We start from the raw sequence: 17101 nt of genomic DNA, 5'->3' as shown, positions 1-17101 counted from the left end.
CCCGAGCTGTCAGGCACCCAGGCACCCCGCCCAAGCCAGCGCGGCGCCACCGTACAGTTCGGTCCATGACCGATCCCAACGCCGCCTCCCGCCCCGTGCAGGCCGTGATCCTGGCCGGGGGCCAGGGGTCACGGCTGCGTCCGTACACCGACGACCGGCCCAAGCCGATGGTCGAGATCCCCGGCACGGGGACGCCGATCATCGGCCATCAGCTCGCCTGGCTCGCGGAGGAGGGCGTGACCGACGTGGTGGTCAGCTGCGGCCACCTCGCGGACGTCCTCAAGGAGTGGCTGGACTCCGCCGAGCTGCCCTGCAGGGTGACCACCGTCGTCGAGACCGAGCCCCTGGGGCGCGGCGGCGGGCTCAAGTACGCGGCCGCCCGTCTCCCCCACCCCGACCGGCCCTGGTACGCCACCAACGGCGACATCTGGACCCGCTTCTCCCTGCGGGACATGGCCGACTTCCACGCGGAGCGGGACGCGGTGGCGACGCTGGCCCTCGCGCGGCCCCGGATCCCCTGGGGTGCCGTGCAGACGGACGGGTTCGGGCACGTCACCGATTTCATCGAGGCGCCGCCGACGACGTACGAGATCAATGCGGGTGTGTACGTCTTCTCCGCCGAGTTCGCCGCCATGCTCCCCGAGCGGGGGGATCACGAGCGCACCACGTTTCCCCGGCTGGCACGTGAGCGGCGGTTGGCCGGCTTTCCCCTTCCTCAGGGTGCGTACTGGCGGGCCATCGATACGGCCAAGGATCTGACCGAGGCCGCGAAGGAGCTCTCCGCTCTTCGGCCGTAGCGCGGCGGGGTTCTTCGGCCGCAGTGGCGGCGATGTTCGCGGTCTGCCGGCCCTACGGCCTGGACCGCTGCGAGCCGAACGTCACCTTCACCCTGCTCTCGATCTCCTACCAGCCGCCCCTCGTGGACGATCCGGTCCCGGCGGCGCGCACGGTACGGCGCGGCGGCACCGACTACACATGGCTCGCGGAGATCCGGCGCAACCGGCACCCGTATCCGACCAGGGTGCTGACCTCGGCGAGCGGGCTGCCGGCGGCCGCTGAGTGCGAGCTGGTCGCGCTCGCGTGGCGGAGGCGCGGAACGGACGGAGCCCCGCGCCCCTGAGGGAGCGCGGGGTGTGGGTTCTTACGTGCAGCCGGTGGGCTAACCCAGGATCCCGCCCACCGGCCCATCTACCCCAACAGGCCGCCCACCAGGCCCGGTTCACCGGAGGTAGAGCCTCCGCCTCCCGTGCCGCCCGGCGTGCTGCCGCCGCCGGTGGTGCCGCCGGAGGTCGGGCCCGTGGTGGTGCTGGGGGCCTCGTTCGCCGGGGAGGACTGCTGGGGCGGGGCCTGGCCCGCGGTGCCCTGGGTCTGGCTGGGCGTGCCCGCGGTGCTGGCGTCCCGGGTGGCGTCCGGGGTCGTGGCGGTGTCCGCGGAGGGGGCCTCGGTGGCTCCCTGGGTCGGCGTGGTGGAGGCCGACGGAGTACGCCGCTCCCGCTTGCCGGGCTCCGAGGGGAGCGGGGAGCCGGGGAGTTCGTTGCGCGGGGCCTCGCCGGGGCCGGGGACGACCACCCGGTCGGCGTCGCGGACGGCGCCGCCGAGGAGGGAGCCGATGAGGAGGGTCAGGCCGGTGACGATCGCGGTGACCAGGGCGCCCCGACGCAGGACGTAACGGCGCAGTTCCCAGATGTCGGAGCGGGGGCCGAGGCGGCGCCATGCGCTGCCCGCCAGGCGGCCGTCGATGGAGTAGACGGGCGCGCCGGCGATGATCAGCGGGGACCATGCGGCCAGATAGATGATGTCGGGGGCGTCGTAGACCGGGACGCTCTTCCAGCTGACCGTGAGCAGCAGCGCGGCCGACAGCAGCGCGCCGACCACGGCGGCGACCCGCTGCCAGCAGCCCAGGACCGTGAGGACACCCACGATGACCTGGAAGAACGCGATCACCAGGCCGGAGCCGACCGGGTGCTCCAGGGCGAACTGGCGCAGTGGCTCGGCGACTTCCCAGGGGTGCAGGGTGTTGAGCCACTTCACCATCGAGCCGCGCTTGCCGCCGTCGAAGTAGACGGGGTCGCAGAGCTTGCCCATGCCGGCGTAGATGGAGATGAAGCCGAGGAAGATGCGCAGCGGGAGCAGGACGACGCCCAGGTTCATGCGGCGGCCCGGGTAGTAGGCGTGCCGCGCGGGGTCGTCGCCGTGCCGTCGGGACCGGGGTGTCTCGTCGGGCTCCGCGAACTGTTCCTCGTCGTAACCGAGTTCGTCGTCGTAGGCGCTGCCCGCCTGGCGCATGTCGGGCAGCAGCCGAGTGCCGCCGGCGTCGGGCGGGGTGCGCTGGGCGCCGACCACGGGGGTCTCGACGGTCTGGGCGAGATCGGCGTAACCGTCCTCGCCGTAGCCGTCGTTGACGTCGACGCGCGGGATGACCTGGGTGGCGCCCGCGTCGGCCGGTTCGTCGGCGTGACCGACGCCGGCGCCCCGCACCGCCTGGAGGAGCCGGTGGGCGCCGGTGTCGTCGGGCGCGGACCTGCCGCTCCAGACGACCGGACGGCGACGGGCGGCGGTCCCGGCGCCGGCCACGGGGATGCGGGCGGTGTCCTCGGCGGCGCTCAAGTGCCGTGCGATCCGCGGCGATTGGCTGCGTCTCGTCGACGCGCCCAACTGCACGCGGAAACTGGCGTGATTGACGATGATCTGCGCCGGATCGCTCGGCACCTTCACCATGCTCAGCGCGGGAGCGTCGTCGAATCCCGACGAGCGGTCCCCCGTGGGTGTGCGGGGTGTTCTGGTGTCCACACTCATCTAACCGAGTGACGTGTGTTTAGGACACTGCTTTGACCTGCCGGATCTGTCCGGACCGCGTCAAGCTTGTCCTGGACGCCCGGATTACCCCGTACGAGTGACGGTACGGACGGGTGTTCAGGCCCGTCGACGCGCCGCCTCGTACAGCACGATGCCCGCCGCGACACCGGCGTTCAGCGACTCGGCGCCACCCGGCATCGGGATCCGCACCCGGAAGTCGCAGGTCTCGCCGACCAGGCGGGACAGGCCCTTGCCCTCGCTGCCGACCACGATGACGACGGGGCCGTCGAGCGCCTCGAGGTCGCCGACCTCGTGCTCTCCGTCGGCGGCGAGGCCGACCACCACGATGCCCGCCTTCTTGTACGCCTCCAGGGCGCGGGTGAGGTTGGTGGCGCGGGCGACGGGGGTGCGGGCCGCGGTACCGGCGGACGTCTTCCAGGCGCCGGCGGTCATGCCCGCGGCGCGGCGCTCCGGCACGAGGACGCCGTGGCCGCCGAAGGCCGACACGGAGCGGACGACGGCACCCAGATTGCGCGGGTCCGTCACACCGTCGAGGGCGACGATGAGCGGGTCCTCACCGTCGTCGTAGGCGGCGCTGGCGAGGTCCTCGGGGTGGGCGTACTCGTACGGCGGGACCTGGAGGACCAGGCCCTGGTGGTTGAGCCCGTTGGTCATGCGGTCGAGCTCGGGGCGGGGGGCCTCCATGAGGTGGACGCCGCCGCGCTCGCCCACGAGCTGGAGCGCCTCGCGGACGCGCTCGTCGTTGTCGATGAACTGCTGGACGTACAGCGTCACGGCGGGCACGCCCTCGCGCAGTGCCTCGACGACGGGGTTACGGCCCACGACCATCTCGGACGTGCCCTTGCCGCCGCGGCCGCGCGGTGCGGGACGGCGTGCAGCCTGCTTGGACTTGGCGTTGGCGATGCGGTTCTTCTTGTGCCCCTTGCGCATCTCGGCGGGCGGCGTCGGGCCCTTGCCCTCGAGACCCTTGCGCCGCTGGCCGCCACTGCCGACCTGCGCGCCCTTCTTGCCGGACATGCGGCGGTTGTTCGCGGCCATGACCTACCTGTCTGTTCGGTGCGATGGAACTTCTGAAAATTCGTACGTCTATGCAGTGTGCCGCCCGGATGCCCGGGCGGCACAATCGATCACCGCGCTCAGCGCGCGCCGAGGCTCCAGCGCGGCCCGTGCGGACTGTCCTCGATGACCAGGCCCGACTGCTTGAGCTGGTCCCGGATGGCGTCCGCGGTGGCCCAGTCCTTACGGGCGCGGGCCGCCTCCCGCTGGTCCAGGACCAGGCGGACGAGGCTGTCGACCACGCCGTGCAGGTCCTCGCCCTTGTCGGCCTCACCGGCCCAGTGCGGGGCGAGCGGGTCGAGCCCCAGCACGCCGAGCATGGCCCGCACCTCGGCCAGCCGCGCCACGGCGGCTTCCTTGTCGTCGGCGGCGAGGGCGGAGTTGCCCTGCCGGACGGTGGTGTGCACGACGGCGAGCGCCTGCGGGACGCCCAGGTCGTCGTCCATCGCCTCGGCGAAAGCGGACGGCACCTCGGCGGCCGGCTCGACGGCGTGCCCGGCGAGCTCCACCACGCGCTGCACGAAGCCCTCGATCCGCGCGAACGCCGACTCGGCCTCGCGCAGGGCCTCCTCGCTGTACTCGATCATCGAGCGGTAGTGCGGGGTGCCGAGGTAGTAGCGCAGCACGATCGGGCGCCAGTGCTTGACCATCTCGCTGACGAGCACGGAGTTGCCCAGCGACTTGGACATCTTCTCGCCGCTCATGGTGACCCAGGCGTTGTGCACCCAGTACCGGGCGAACTCGTCACCGAAGGCCTTGGCCTGGGCGATCTCGTTCTCGTGGTGCGGGAAGATCAGGTCCAGGCCGCCGCCGTGGACGTCGAAGGCGGAGCCCAGGTACTTGTGGGCCATCGCCGAGCACTCCAGGTGCCAGCCGGGGCGGCCGCGTCCCCACGGCGTCTCCCAGCTCGGCTCGCCCGGCTTGGCGGTCTTCCACATCGCGAAGTCCCGGGAGTCCCGCTTGCCGGTCTCGCCCTCGCCGGAGGGCTGGAGCAGGTTGTCCAGCTCCTGGTTGGACAGGCGCAGGTACTCCGGGAAGGACTTCACGTCGAAGTAGACGTTGCCGTCGGCCTCGTAGGCGTGGCCGCGCTCGATCAGGCCGCGCATCATCTCGACCATCTCGGTGACATGGCCGGTGGCGCGCGGTTCGTACGTCGGCGGCAGGCAGCCGAGGGCGGTGTAGCCGTCGTTGAACGCCCGCTCGTTCTCGTAGCCGATGGACCACCACGGGCGGCCCTGGTCCGCCGACTTGATGATGATCTTGTCGTCGATGTCCGTCACGTTCCGCACGAACGTGACGTCGTAGCCGCGGTACTCGAACCAGCGGCGCATGATGTCGAAGTTCAGGCCGGAGCGGATGTGGCCGATGTGCGGGGCCGCCTGCACGGTGGCACCACACAGGTAGATCGAGACACAACCCGGCTTGAGCGGGGTGAAGTCACGGATCTGCCGGGCGCTGGTGTCGTACAGGCGAATAGTCACGTGTCCAGGGTAGTAGGCGATCCCCAGTGCCTCGGACGGTTGTGGATAACAGTCAGCCTGCGGTTCGCGCCACCAGAGCGGTCGCCACCGCCATCAGACCTTCACCCCTACCGGGGAACCCCAGACCGTCGGTCGTGGCTCCCGACACCGAGACCGGAGCCCCGGCCGCCTCCGACAGAACCTTCTGGGCCTCCTCCCGGCGCTTGCCGATCTTCGGGCGGGGCCCGACGACCTGCACGGCGATGTTGCCGATGACGAAGCCGGCCTCGCGCACGATCCGGGCCGCCTCGGTCAGCAGTACGACGCCGGAGGCGCCCGACCACTCGGGGCGTCCCGTGCCGAAGTGCTGCCCGAGGTCACCGAGGCCCGCCGCCGAGAACAGCGCGTTGCACGCGGCGTGCGCGACCACGTCGGCGTCGGAGTGGCCGGCCAGACCGGTCCCCTCGCCCTCCCACTTCAGGCCCGCGCACCACAGTTCGCGACCCTCCTCGAAGGCGTGGATGTCGGTGCCGATGCCGACCTGGGGCAGCAGTGGCGCCTCAGAACCCATCGTTGAGCCTCCGGCGCGCCAGGACCGCCTCCGCCAGGACCAGGTCCAGCGGGCGGGTGACCTTGAAGGCCTCCTCGTGACCGGGCACCACCACGACGGTCACCCCGAGCTGCTCGACCATGCCGGCGTCGTCGGTGACGGTGTCGGTGACCGTCTCGTGGGCGCGGACCAGGGTGGTCCGGTCGAAGCCCTGGGGGGTCTGGACGGCACGCAGCCGGGACCGGTCCGGGGTTGCCACGACCGGCTCGGGCTCACCCTCGGCAGCGGCCGGTGCGACCTCCTTGACGGTGTCGGCGAGCGGCAGCGCGGGCACGACGGCGGGAGCACCCTCCCGTACGGCCTCGATCACGGCGTCGACGGTGTCCACGGGGACGAGCGGGCGGGCCGCGTCGTGCACCAGGACGATGTCGTAGTCGGGCGGCAGCGCGTCCAGACCGAGTTTCACGGAGTCCTGGCGTTCGGCGCCGCCGGGGACCACCAGGAAGTCGGTCCGCTCGGGCAGCGCGTGCGTGTCGAGGAGGGACTTCACCTCGGCGGTGCCGTCGGGCGGGGCCACGACGACGACCAGGGAGACGGCGCGGGACGCGGCCATCGCGCGCACCGCGTGGATGAGGAGGGGGGTGCCGCCCAGCGCGCGAAGCGCCTTGGGGGCGCCGGGGCCGAGGCGTACACCCCGGCCGGCGGCCGGAATCACGACAGCCGTGCGAGCGGTCGGACTGGCCTGCGCGGGCGTAGGGCGCGATTCGTCAGACATCGGTTCCTGTCAGGTTTGTGTGCTGGCCTGGCGTGGGTATGGCCTGGGAAGTGCCGGGCGCGACGCCTTGACCGGACCCTTCCGTGACACTGGTCGAGCAAGCTGCCCGGGCCCGGCACGCCAAGTATCGGGGGAAATTCTTCCCGAAGGTGTACGGCGTGGGTCGGCGCGCACAAGCGAACATGCCGCAGCGCCCGGCGACGGCATATACGTCATCGGGCACCGCGGCACTTCTTTTGCGCGACTACGCAACGCAGCTTCTGAGCGCAGCTTCTAGGCAACGCAGCGGCGTGCTGGGCTGAGCCTGCCGGGAGCGGGCGTCAGGACGCGAGAACCTCGTCGAGCAGGGCCTCGGCCTTGTCCTCGTTCGTGTTCTCCGCGAGGGCGAGCTCGCTCACCAGGATCTGGCGGGCCTTGGCGAGCATGCGCTTCTCACCTGCGGAGAGTCCGCGCTCGCGCTCACGACGCCACAGGTCACGCACGACTTCCGCGACCTTGATGACATCGCCGGAGGCGAGCTTCTCCAGATTTGCCTTGTAACGACGCGACCAGTTCGTGGGCTCCTCGGCGTACGGCGCGCGCAGCACCTCGAAGACCCGGTCCAGCCCGTCCTGACCGACCACATCACGCACGCCGACGAACTCCGCATTGTCCGCTGGCACACGTACCGTCAGGTCACCCTGGGCGACCTTCAGCACCAAGTAGGTCTTGTCCACGCCTTTGATCTGGCGAGTTTCGATGGCCTCGATCAGCGCGGCCCCGTGATGGGGATAGACCACGGTGTCGCCAACCTTGAACGTCATGTGACAGGTACCCCTTCCGTGGCTATCCAGGGTAACACGGAAACGGCAGCTTCTGAATGGCGTTTTCGCAGGTCAGGGCATATCTCGGGGCTTGACAACAGCAACAGGAACGTGCTGCGCGGGCCGACCGGAAGGAGGTATTCGCAGGTGGGAGCGGCTCTTCGGGGCAGGGGAAACGCGCACGTTACACACATCCGGAGCCGCCGCCAAGCGGACGAACATCCCGATATGTCCGGTTCCAGGTGTGCGACTTCCGCTACTCCGTTCGGTGTCCTTCAGCCAGGTGCCGGTCGAATCCGGAATTGATCACGAGGGCCGCCGAGGCACAGTCGGTGATCAATTTCCGGAGGGTCACGCATTCCTTCACGGAAATTTCGCGAGCCGGTGTCGCAGGTATGCCCACGGGACTTATGTGAATGACGGAGGAGTCCTGGCGCCAAAGTGACTCACGAGTCACCTGTGGGGGACGGGACGGGTGAAGCGGCACCCTCTTGTAGGGCTCAGGGGAGGGTCGGGTGCGGCCGGGCGGGAACGGCTCGGTAACCTAAGGCCGCTGACAGACACTTAGGGCGGCTTTATGCGCCCGCCCCGTTCGAGTCAAGGAGTTGCCGCCGCCGTGAGCAGCAGCCTTCGACGCGGCGTCATCGCTGCCGCCGCCATCACCTTCTCCATCCTCCCGCTCGCCGCGTGCGGCGCCGGCAACAACGCCCAGACCCTCGAGATCAAGCCGGACAACGCGGCGACGACGGTCGGCGACATCCAGGTACAGAACGCCGTCATCGTCACCCAGCCCGACCCCGAGGCCGGCGGTCCGGCCGCCGTCGCCGCGACGCTGTTCAACAACGGCAGCACGCCCCAGAAGCTGGAGTCGATCACCGTCGACGGCGCCGACGAGCCCACCGAGCTCAAGGCCGCCAAGGGCAAGAGCCTGACCATCCCGGCCGGTGGCTCGCTGATCCTCGGCGGCGCGGACAACGCCTCCGCGGTGCTCTCCAGCACGCCCGAGGACGTCAAGGACGGCAACGCCCAGAAGGTGACCTTCACCTTCAGCGAGACCGGTGAGGTCAGCCTGCGCGCCTTCGTCGTCCCGGCCGAGAGCTACTTCACCGGCTGGGGCCCCACCGAGGTCCCCGCGGCGCCGTCGGAGGAGCCCACCGGCGAGGCCACGGCCACCGCGACCGAGACGGGCGAGCCCGAGGAGGGCGCCTCCGGCTCCCCCGCCGACACGGCCACCCCGACCGACGCGGCCTCGGGCTCGGCGACGGCCACGGAGTCCCACGCGGCCTCCGGCCACTGAGCCGGCGCGACGCCAAGAAGGCGGGCCCCCTCTTCCAGGAGAGGGGGCCCGCCTTCGTCGTACGACCGGCGTCGTCTACGGCTCGAACTTGTAGCCCAGACCACGAACCGTCACCAGATACCTGGGAGCGCCCGGGTCCGGTTCGATCTTGGCGCGCAGGCGCTTGACGTGGACGTCGAGGGTCTTGGTGTCGCCCACGTAGTCGGCGCCCCAGACCCGGTCGATGAGCTGCATACGGGTCAGGACGCGGCCCGCGTTGCGCAGGAGCATCTCCAGGAGGTCGAACTCCTTGAGCGGGAGGTCGACCTTCGAGCCGGAGACCGTGACCACGTGGCGGTCGACGTCCATGCGGACCGGACCCGCCTCCAGCGCGGCCGGGGTGACCTCCTCGGGCTCGCCGCGGCGGCGCAGGACGGCCCGGATACGGGCGACGAGCTCACGCGAGGAGAACGGCTTGGTGACATAGTCATCGGCTCCTATTTCCAGGCCGACGACCTTGTCGATCTCGCTGTCCTTGGCGGTCACCATGATGACGGGGACGTTGGAGCGGCCGCGCAGCTGGCGGCAGACCTCCGTGCCCGGCAGGCCGGGCAGCATCAGGTCGAGGAGGACGAGGTCGGCGCCGTTGCGCTCGAACTCGTCGAGGCCGTCGGGCCCGGTGGTCGCCACGGCGACCTCGAAACCCTCCTTGCGGAGCATGTACGACAGTGCGTCTGAGAAGGATTCCTCGTCCTCGACGACGAGCACTCGGGTCACGGATGGACCTCCGGGGCGGAAAGCGTCTGATACGCGGCTGACTCGGGGGGTGTGTCGTGGGACGGATCGGCGGGGCGCCCGGCCTCGTCGTCGAGGACGGGATGCTGCTGAGCTCGGTCGCGGGCCGCGCCCGCCTCCGGCAGCCTCAGGGTGAACGTGGAGCCCTGTCCCTCGGAACTCCACACCGTGACCTCCCCGCCGTGCGAGGCGGCCACGTGCTTGACGATCGCCAGCCCGAGGCCCGTACCGCCGGTGGCACGGGAGCGGGCCGGGTCGACGCGGTAGAAGCGCTCGAAGATGCGCTCCTTGTCCTTGTCGGAGATGCCGATGCCCTGGTCGGTCACGGCGATCTCGATGTGGTCGCCACCCGGTGCGGTCACGCGTCGGGCGGCGATACCGACGCGGGTGCGGGCGGGCGAGTAGTTGACGGCGTTCTCGACGAGGTTGCCGAGGGCCGCGGCGAGCTGGCCGCGGTTGCCGAAGATGCTCAGGTCCGCGGTGCCGCCCGCGGCCATCGTGATCTGCTTGGTGCCGGCGGCGTGCCGGCACCGGTCGATGGCCTCGGCCACCAGTTCGTCCACGCGAACCGGCTCGGCGTCCTCCAGCGGGTCGTCGTTCTGGACCCGGGAGAGGTCGATCAGTTCCTGGACGAGGTTGGTGAGCCGGGTCGCCTCGATCTGCATGCGCCCCGCGAAGCGCTCCACGGCCTCCGGGTCGTCCGAGGCGTCCATCACGGCCTCGGACAGCAGGGAGAGCGCGCCGACCGGGGTCTTGAGCTCGTGGCTGACATTGGCGACGAAGTCGCGCCGCACCGCCTCTATCCGCCGGGCCTCGGTGAGGTCCTCGACGAGCAGGAGCACCAGGCGGGAGCCGAGCGGCGCCACCCGGGCGGAGACCGCGAGGGCCTCGCCGCGTCCGGTGCCGCGCCGGGGCAGGTCCAGCTCGACCTGGCGTATCTCGCCGTCGCGCCGGGTGTCCCGGGCCATCTGGAGCATCGGCTCGACGGACAGCTTCCCGCCGCGTACGAGCCCGAGGGCGTACGCGGCGGAACTGGCCTTGACGACCGCGTCGGCCTCGTCCAGTACGACCGCGGAGGAGCGCAGCACGGACAGCACCGTGTCGACGCCCGGTGGCAGGACCGGATCGGTGTGCAGGGAGGTTCTGGTGGGTCGCGCCTGGTCGCGTTCGCTCCAGCGGAACGCCAGCATGGCGATGACGCCGGTGAGTACCCCGGCAATCGCTGCCGCTGCGGCGACCGCCGCGTTCACGTCCATGCATCCAGGTTAGGCACGGCCCTGGTCATGGCCACAGCCATCGGAGTGCGAGCTCGAACACTCGTCGCTCAGAGTTCACCTTGGAGCTAGCAATGGTTCATTTGGGGTGGCGGAAACGGACGCGTGCAGGTCGGAGGGTAGGGGCGTGGGGTGCGATAGCGCCGGTTCAGCAGGACGTGCACACTGGCCCCGGCCCCTGGAACCCCGAGAAACACGTACGAGAGGGAACCCTCATGCGGGACGCGTACCACGAGGAACTTGACTCGATCAGCGACAGCCTGGTGGAGATGGCCCGCCTGGTCGGGTCGGCGATCGGGCGCGCCACGACCGCCATACTCGACTGCGACCTGAAGCTGGCCGAGAGCGTGATCGAGGCCGACCAGAAGGTCGACGATCTCCAGCACGACCTGGAGGCGCGCGCGATAGCCCTGCTCGCCCGGCAGCAGCCGGTGGCGACCGACCTGCGGATCGTCGTCACCTCCCTGCGGATGTCCGCGGACCTGGAGCGCTCCGGCGACCTGGCCCAGCACGTGGCCAAGCTGACCCGGCTGCGCTACCCGGAGCGGGCCATCCCGCACGACCTGCACGCCACGATCCTCGAGATGGGCCAGCTCGCGCAGCGCCTGATGGCGAAGGCCGCCGAGGTGATCGTGACCAAGGATGTCGACCTGGCGCTCCAGATGGAGACCGACGACGACGCTATGGACCTGCTGCACCGCACGCTCTTCCAGCACCTGATGGACGAGCGCTGGAAGCACGGCATCGAGACCGCTGTCGACGTCACCCTGCTGGGCCGCTACTACGAGCGGTTCGCCGACCACGCCGTGGCGGTCGCCAAGCGCGTGGTGTTCCTGGTGACGGGTGAGCACGCGGACGAGCTCCAGCAGGACATCCAGCCGGTGACGGGCGTCGAGGGCGCCTGACAACACGCTGGGGCGTGCGTGAGAGCCTCCGTGCGCCGTTGATGCGCCCGGTGGAGCGGGCATGCAATGGGGAACAGGCAGCAGCCTCCAGCCTCTACGAGGAGGGACCCATGGCGGACTCCCCCGGCACGCCCGGCACCACCCCCGACCCCACGCAGGAACGCCAGACCGAGCAGCCCGCCGAGATCAGGAACCTGACCCTGATCGGCGCGTGCGGCTGCGGTTCGGGGTGCGGCTGCGGTTGCCAGTCCGGCAACCCGTGCCAGTGCGGTTGATCGGTTTTCCCTTACGACGGTGAAGGGCCCCGGCGCGGCTGCCGGGGCCCTTCGTCGTGCTGTGGGGCGCGCCGAGGCGCAGCATGGAAGGGGCAAGCCCATCGAAACGTCAGGAGGTGTGCGATGGCTCGGTTCATGGACGTACACACCGGGATGCAGGGCATCACGGCGGAGCAGCTGCACGAGGCGCACCAGGCCGACCTCGCGATAGAGAAGGACGAGGGGGTCCACTTCGAGCGGGCCTGGGCGGACCCGGAGTCCGGCCTCGTCTACTGCCTCTCCGAGGCACCCTCGGCCGAGGCGGTCCAGCGCATCCACGAGCGCGCCGGCCACAAGGCCGACGAAATCCACGCGGTGCCGCTGTCGGTCTGACGCGGCGCGCATGAGGAACGGATAGGGACCATGACCCGGTTCATGGACGTCCACCACGGAATGCAGGGCATCACGGAGGAGCAGCTGCGCGCGGGCCACGAGGCGGCCATCGCGGTCGAGAGGAAGGAAGGAGTGCACTTCGAGCACGCGTGGGCGGACCCGGAGACCGGCACGGTGTACTGCCTTTCGGAAGGCCCCTCGGCGGAGGCGGTGCACCGCGCCCACGAGCAGTCGGGCGCCACGGCACCGGACGAGATCCACCCGGTGCCCCTGGCCGTCTGAGCACGGGTACGCCCCGCTGACCTCGCCGAAACAGCCCGCTGAGCTGCGCATCCTCTGCACGGCCCGGCTCCGGCGCGCCGTCCTCGCTTCGGGCGGTCCGGCCGCCAGGGGCCCCGGGGCCGTGAAAATGCCCCCGATCCGCGCCATGAGCGCAGGCCGGGGGCATGATCGCGAAGGCTACTTCTTCTTGCCCTGGTTCTTGACCGCCTCGATGGCCGCCGCTGCCGCCTCGGGGTCGAGGTACTTGCCGCCGGGGGTGACCGGGTTGAAGTCGGCGTCGAGTTCGTAGAACAGGGGGATGCCCGTCGGGATGTTCAGGCCCGCGATGTCGGCGTCGGAGATGCCGTCGAGGTGCTTGACCAGGGCGCGCAGGCTGTTGCCGTGGGCCGCGACCAGGACCGTGCGGCCGGCCAGGAGGTCGGGGACGATGCCGTCGTACCAGTAGGGGAGCATCCGGACGACGACGTCCTTCAGGCACTCCGTCCTGGGGCGGAGCTCCGGGGGGATCGTGGCGTAGCGCGGGTCGTCCGACTGGGAGAACTCCGTGCCGTCCTCGAGCGGCGGCGGCGGGGTGTCGTAGGAGCGGCGCCAGAGCATGAACTGCTCCTCGCCGAACTCGGCCAGGGTCTGGGCCTTGTCCTTGCCCTGGAGGGCGCCGTAGTGGCGCTCGTTCAGACGCCAGGAGCGGTGGACCGGGATCCAGTGGCGGTCGGCCGACTCCAGCGCCAGCTGGGCCGTGCGGATCGCGCGCTTCTGGAGCGACGTGTGGACCACGTCGGGCAGGAGATCGGCGTCCTTCAGGAGCTCGCCACCGCGGACCGCCTCCTTCTCGCCCTTCTCGTTGAGATTGACGTCCACCCAGCCGGTGAACAGGTTCTTCGCGTTCCATTCGCTCTCGCCGTGGCGGAGGAGGATCAGCTTGTACGGTGCGTCGGCCATGAGAAGGAGCGTAATCGAACCATCTGATCGCTTGCGCCCCCGCCCGACAGGCGGACGGTTGACGGGATCTGTTAATCGAGTGGCCCCCGAGCGGGGCGGGTTTGTAAGTTGTGCGTGCCTTCTTCGCCACTTACATCGCCGCTCGCACCGGGGGGATCCTGATGTCCGTCGCCACCCTGAGACGTGCCGCCCGCGAGTCCGTCTCCGGGCTCCCCCGAGAGTTCTGGTGGCTGTGGACGAGCACCCTCGTCAACCGGCTCGGCGGCTTCGTCGCCACCTTCATGGCCCTGTACCTGACCCTGGACCGCGGGTACTCCGCCTCCTACGCCGGTCTCGTCGCCGCGTTGCACGGGCTCGGCGGCGTTCTGTCCGCCCTCGGCTCCGGCGTCATGACCGACCGGCTCGGACGGCGGCCCACGCTGCTGATCTCGCAGGTCGGCACGGCCCTGTCCGTCGCCGCCCTCGGGTTCGTGCACCACCCGGTGGCCATCGCGGGCGTCGCCTTCCTCGTCGGCATGGCCTCCAACGCCTCCCGCCCGGCGGTCCAGGCGATGATGGCCGACATCGTCCGGCCCGAGGACCGCGTCCGCGCCTTCTCGCTCAACTACTGGGCCATCAACCTCGGCTTCGCCATCTCCTCCATGGCCGCCGGTTTCATCGCCGAGTACAGCTACCTCGCCGGCTTCCTGATCGAGGCCGCGATGACGCTGGCCTGCGCGATCGTCATCTTCCTGAAGCTCCCCGAGTCCCGGCCCGAACGCGACGCCACGGTCAAGGAGGCCGAGGACGTCGGCCTGGGGGCCGTCCTGCGCGACGGTCGCTTCATGGGCGTCGTCGGCCTGTCCTTCCTGGTCGCGCTGATCTTCCAGCAGGGCATGGTGGGACTCCCCGTGGCCATGGGCGAGGCGGGCTTCACCCCGGCCGACTACGGCCTGGCGATCGCCGTCAACGGCGTCCTCATCGTCGTCCTGCAGATCCCGGTCACACGGTTCATCGAGCACCGGGACCCCGGGCGGCTGCTGGTGATCTCGTCCGTCCTCGCGGGCTACGGCTTCGCCCTCACCGCCTTCGCGGGATCGGTCGGCGTGTTCGCCCTCACCGTCTGCGTCTGGACCCTCGCGGAGATCGTCAACGCCCCGACCCAGACCAGCCTGGTCGTCCGCCTCTCGCCCACCCACGGCCGCGGCCGCTACCAGGGCATGTACACGATGTCCTGGGCCGTCGCCTCCCTCGTCGCGCCGCTGCTGTCCGGCTTCGTCATCGACCGGTGGGGCGCGGCGTGGCTGTGGGCGCTGTGCGCGGTGATCGGGACGGTGGCGGGGGCGGGCTACGCGGTGCTCATGCGGGGCCTGCCGACCGACGACCAGCCCGTCGCGGAGGTCCCGGCTCCGGTCCGCCCCGAGACCGCCGCCACCCCCTGACCGTCTCAGGGATGCATCCGCGCCCCCTTCACCACTTTGTCCACCGCGTTCCGCGGCCCGTACACCGCGAGCCCCACCAGGTCCAGGTCCCCCGTGGACACGGCCCGTACGGCGGCCCGGTTGTCCCGGTCGTTGCCGGTGGTGAACAGGTCACCGGTGAAGAGGGCGCGGGGCAGCGCGCGGGACAGCACGCGCGCGTGCGCCGCCTTCAGCGTCTCCTTGGCGCCCTCGAAGACCAGCACCGGCTGACGGAACATCGGCAGATACGCCACCCCGTCGGCGTCCTCGTAGGGCTCCCCGATCACTTCGGGAACCTGGGTGCCGAGGCCGCTGACCAGGAACGCGGTCACGTTCAGCCGCTGCCAGGTCTCCAGGTCCTCCCGCAGCAGAACGGCGATCTTCGTGTCGAATCGGAAAGGCTGCTCGCTCATGGACCGAGACTGCCGACCGCCGTACCACCTGGTCTTGTACGTTCTTTGCATGGCCGCTCGGCGTGAGGTGACCGCTTGGCGCCCCCGGGTCCCGGGGGTGGTCGAGGTCTTCCACGCGCACTTCACCGAGTACGCCTACCCGATGCACGTCCACGAGGCCTGGACCCTGCTCATCGTCGACGACGGCGCCGTCCGCTACGACCTCGACCGGCACGAGCACGGCACCCCGCTCGACACGGTGACCCTGCTGCCGCCGCACATCCCGCACAACGGCGCCCCCGCCACCCCGCACGGCTTCCGCAAGCGCGTCCTCTACCTGGACTCCACCCGGCTTCCCGACGAACTCATCGGAGCCGCGGTCGACACTCCCGACCTGCGCGACCTCCTGCTCCGGCGCCGCGTCGGACAGCTGCACACCGCCCTCGGCCGCCCCGGCGAGGAGCTGGAGGCCGCCAGCCGCCTCGCTCTCCTGCAGGAACGGCTGCGGGAACATCTGCGGGCGCGCCCGGAGAGCGGCGCGCGCTCCGGCCCCGCCCTCGCCCGCCGACTGCGCGAACTGCTCGACGCGCGGGTGGTGGAGGGCGTCCCCCTGGAGGAGGCGGCGCGGCTCCTCGACGCCCATCCCGCCCATCTCGTACGGGCCTTCAGCGGCGCGTACGGCATCGCCCCGCACCAGTACCTCACCTCGCGCCGTGTCGAGCGCGCACGCCGTCTCCTGCTCACGGGCGCCCGCCCCGCCGAGGCGGCCCTCGACACCGGCTTCTACGACCAGGCCCACCTCACCCGGCACTTCAAGCGGATGGTCGGGGTGACCCCGGGGCGCTACCGGCGCAGTGCGCGATGAGCGCCGCCGTGGTCACGCGCACCGGGGCTCAGTGCACGTCGACGTAGTCGCCCTTCGCCGCGGCCGCTCCCGTCGTCGACGTCGCGCCGAACGTCCAGCGCCAGTAGCCGTCGGTGGTGGCGGTGACCGTCGTTTTCAGGTAGCCGGTGGAGGTCGCCCGTACGTACTTGACCGTCTTGTAGGTGCTGGTGCCCGCCGTGCGGAACTCGAGCCTGGCCAGCTTGTCGGGGAAGCCCACGTAGGTGTGCTTGACCCAGTCGGCACGCTGGGCACTGCCCGTCACCGTGATGGTCCTGCCCTTGGCGACCGGCTCGGGAGAGGCGTTGACGGTGGCCTTCGCCATGCGCTTGACCTGGACGCTGCCGAAGCCGGTCAGGTACTCCTGGGCGTCAGGACGGCCGTCGGAGCCCCAGGTGCTGGCGGAGACGGCGATCTTCCAGGTGGTGGCATCGTTGTTGGAGTCCAGCCGGTAGCGCGGGGCGATGAAGAGCTCACCCTCGACGAACCCGTCCTCGTAGTAGGTCTCGCTGCCCGAGTAGATGCCACCGCTCTGCGCTCCCTGCGCCACCGTGACGTCGTGGTACAGGAAGGGGGATGTCTGGACCTCGTTGTACGCGTAGCCCGAGGGCGTCTTGACGTCGAACGTGAAGTCGGGGGTCACTTCCGCGGTGGTGCCCACGATGACGGGCCTGCCGTTGTTGATCACCAGGTTCGTCACCGTGATGCCGGTGTCCGCCGCCTCCGCGGCCGGTGCGGAGAACGCCACAAGGGCGAGCGCTCCCGCGAACGCGACCGCGGAGCCGGATCTGCCTGCGCGCATGCACAA

At 70.7% G+C, this 17101-nt stretch carries 19 protein-coding genes and 1 pseudogene; 9 read left to right on the top strand and 11 right to left on the bottom strand.

What is annotated here, in order from left to right:
* The first annotated feature begins 65 nt into the window (after positions 1-65).
* Together ACWDRW_RS02540 and ACWDRW_RS02535 are read left to right on the top strand one after the other, a co-directional pair.
* Entirely contained in the window at positions 66-797 is a 732-nt protein-coding gene (locus ACWDRW_RS02540) for a nucleotidyltransferase family protein (RefSeq protein WP_451718956.1), read from the top strand.
* An 8-nt stretch (positions 798-805) separates the two neighbouring features.
* Positions 806-1072 (top strand): annotated as a pseudogene (locus tag ACWDRW_RS02535) (threonine/serine exporter family protein); the annotation flags it as partial.
* A 116-nt stretch (positions 1073-1188) separates the two neighbouring features.
* Here the strand turns inward: ACWDRW_RS02535 and ACWDRW_RS02530 are convergent.
* From ACWDRW_RS02530 to ACWDRW_RS02505, 6 genes are all read right to left on the bottom strand, one after another.
* Entirely contained in the window at positions 1189-2796 is a 1608-nt protein-coding gene (locus ACWDRW_RS02530) for a DoxX family membrane protein (protein WP_451718954.1), read from the bottom strand.
* A 117-nt stretch (positions 2797-2913) separates the two neighbouring features.
* Positions 2914-3855, bottom strand: a complete 942-nt coding sequence (gene rlmB, locus ACWDRW_RS02525; RefSeq protein ID WP_451718952.1) for a 23S rRNA (guanosine(2251)-2'-O)-methyltransferase RlmB — start codon at positions 3853-3855, stop codon at positions 2914-2916.
* Positions 3856-3953: 98 nt separating this feature from the next.
* Positions 3954-5354: a cysteine--tRNA ligase gene (gene cysS, locus ACWDRW_RS02520; RefSeq protein ID WP_451718950.1), complete on the bottom strand. Its 1401-nt coding sequence runs from the start codon at positions 5352-5354 to the stop codon at positions 3954-3956.
* Between the two features lie 52 nt (positions 5355-5406).
* Positions 5407-5904 carry a 2-C-methyl-D-erythritol 2,4-cyclodiphosphate synthase gene (ispF, locus tag ACWDRW_RS02515; RefSeq protein WP_451718948.1) on the bottom strand — a complete coding sequence of 166 codons (498 nt, stop codon included), beginning with the start codon at positions 5902-5904 and terminating at the stop codon, positions 5407-5409.
* Complete coding sequence (gene ispD, locus ACWDRW_RS02510) at positions 5894-6658, bottom strand: 2-C-methyl-D-erythritol 4-phosphate cytidylyltransferase (RefSeq protein WP_451718945.1); 765 nt, start codon at positions 6656-6658, stop codon at positions 5894-5896. The genes ispF and ispD overlap by 11 nt, the downstream gene beginning before the upstream one ends.
* 320 nt (positions 6659-6978) lie before the next feature.
* The gene (locus ACWDRW_RS02505; RefSeq protein WP_003953493.1) at positions 6979-7461 is read right to left on the bottom strand and encodes a CarD family transcriptional regulator; all 483 of its coding nucleotides are present in this window, start codon (positions 7459-7461) and stop codon (positions 6979-6981) included.
* 616 nt (positions 7462-8077) lie between these two features.
* Between ACWDRW_RS02505 and ACWDRW_RS02500 the strand changes: the two genes are divergently transcribed.
* Complete coding sequence (locus tag ACWDRW_RS02500) at positions 8078-8758, top strand: DUF461 domain-containing protein (protein WP_451718943.1); 681 nt, start codon at positions 8078-8080, stop codon at positions 8756-8758.
* Between the two features lie 75 nt (positions 8759-8833).
* On the opposite strand, the gene ACWDRW_RS02495 is transcribed toward ACWDRW_RS02500, so the two are convergent.
* Together ACWDRW_RS02495 and ACWDRW_RS02490 are read right to left on the bottom strand one after the other, a co-directional pair.
* Positions 8834-9514, bottom strand: a complete 681-nt coding sequence (locus ACWDRW_RS02495; RefSeq protein WP_015659563.1) for a response regulator transcription factor — start codon at positions 9512-9514, stop codon at positions 8834-8836.
* Entirely contained in the window at positions 9511-10788 is a 1278-nt protein-coding gene (locus ACWDRW_RS02490; RefSeq protein WP_451718941.1) for a sensor histidine kinase, read from the bottom strand. The genes ACWDRW_RS02495 and ACWDRW_RS02490 overlap by 4 nt, the downstream gene beginning before the upstream one ends.
* 233 nt (positions 10789-11021) lie before the next feature.
* Between ACWDRW_RS02490 and phoU the strand changes: the two genes are divergently transcribed.
* The 4 genes from phoU to ACWDRW_RS02470 all read left to right on the top strand — a co-directional run bounded on the left by phoU (position 11022) and on the right by ACWDRW_RS02470 (position 12640).
* Positions 11022-11711, top strand: coding sequence for a phosphate signaling complex protein PhoU (gene phoU / locus ACWDRW_RS02485; RefSeq protein WP_451718939.1), 690 nt, complete (start codon positions 11022-11024; stop codon positions 11709-11711).
* A 110-nt stretch (positions 11712-11821) separates the two neighbouring features.
* Positions 11822-11986 (top strand): hypothetical protein, encoded by a 165-nt coding sequence (locus tag ACWDRW_RS02480; protein WP_451718937.1) that lies wholly within the window; start codon positions 11822-11824, stop codon positions 11984-11986.
* Between the two features lie 123 nt (positions 11987-12109).
* A complete protein-coding gene (locus ACWDRW_RS02475; RefSeq protein ID WP_451718935.1) occupies positions 12110-12358 on the top strand; it encodes an SCO4226 family nickel-binding protein in 249 nt (82 codons plus the stop codon).
* Positions 12359-12388: 30 nt separating this feature from the next.
* Positions 12389-12640 (top strand): SCO4226 family nickel-binding protein, encoded by a 252-nt coding sequence (locus ACWDRW_RS02470; RefSeq protein ID WP_451718933.1) that lies wholly within the window; start codon positions 12389-12391, stop codon positions 12638-12640.
* 177 nt (positions 12641-12817) lie between these two features.
* On the opposite strand, the gene ACWDRW_RS02465 is transcribed toward ACWDRW_RS02470, so the two are convergent.
* A complete protein-coding gene (locus ACWDRW_RS02465) occupies positions 12818-13579 on the bottom strand; it encodes a phosphoglyceromutase (RefSeq protein WP_451718931.1) in 762 nt (253 codons plus the stop codon).
* Between the two features lie 161 nt (positions 13580-13740).
* Here ACWDRW_RS02465 and ACWDRW_RS02460 point away from each other — a divergent pair, with 161 nt between their 5' ends.
* A complete protein-coding gene (locus tag ACWDRW_RS02460) occupies positions 13741-15000 on the top strand; it encodes an MDR family MFS transporter (RefSeq protein ID WP_451718929.1) in 1260 nt (419 codons plus the stop codon).
* A 5-nt stretch (positions 15001-15005) separates the two neighbouring features.
* Here ACWDRW_RS02460 and ACWDRW_RS02455 read toward each other — a convergent pair whose 3' ends face one another.
* Positions 15006-15431, bottom strand: coding sequence for a DUF2000 family protein (locus tag ACWDRW_RS02455; RefSeq protein ID WP_451718927.1), 426 nt, complete (start codon positions 15429-15431; stop codon positions 15006-15008).
* 49 nt (positions 15432-15480) lie between these two features.
* On the opposite strand from ACWDRW_RS02455, the gene ACWDRW_RS02450 reads away from it, so the two are divergent.
* Positions 15481-16275 carry a helix-turn-helix domain-containing protein gene (locus ACWDRW_RS02450; protein WP_451718925.1) on the top strand — a complete coding sequence of 265 codons (795 nt, stop codon included), beginning with the start codon at positions 15481-15483 and terminating at the stop codon, positions 16273-16275.
* A 28-nt stretch (positions 16276-16303) separates the two neighbouring features.
* Here ACWDRW_RS02450 and ACWDRW_RS02445 read toward each other — a convergent pair whose 3' ends face one another.
* Positions 16304-17095 carry a hypothetical protein gene (locus ACWDRW_RS02445; protein ID WP_451718922.1) on the bottom strand — a complete coding sequence of 264 codons (792 nt, stop codon included), beginning with the start codon at positions 17093-17095 and terminating at the stop codon, positions 16304-16306.
* Positions 17096-17101 lie beyond the last annotated feature (6 nt).

The organism is Streptomyces sp. NPDC003635, assembly GCF_053587635.1.
Note: the sequence above shows the minus strand (reverse complement) of the source record. Positions and strands in the feature narration are given on the sequence as shown.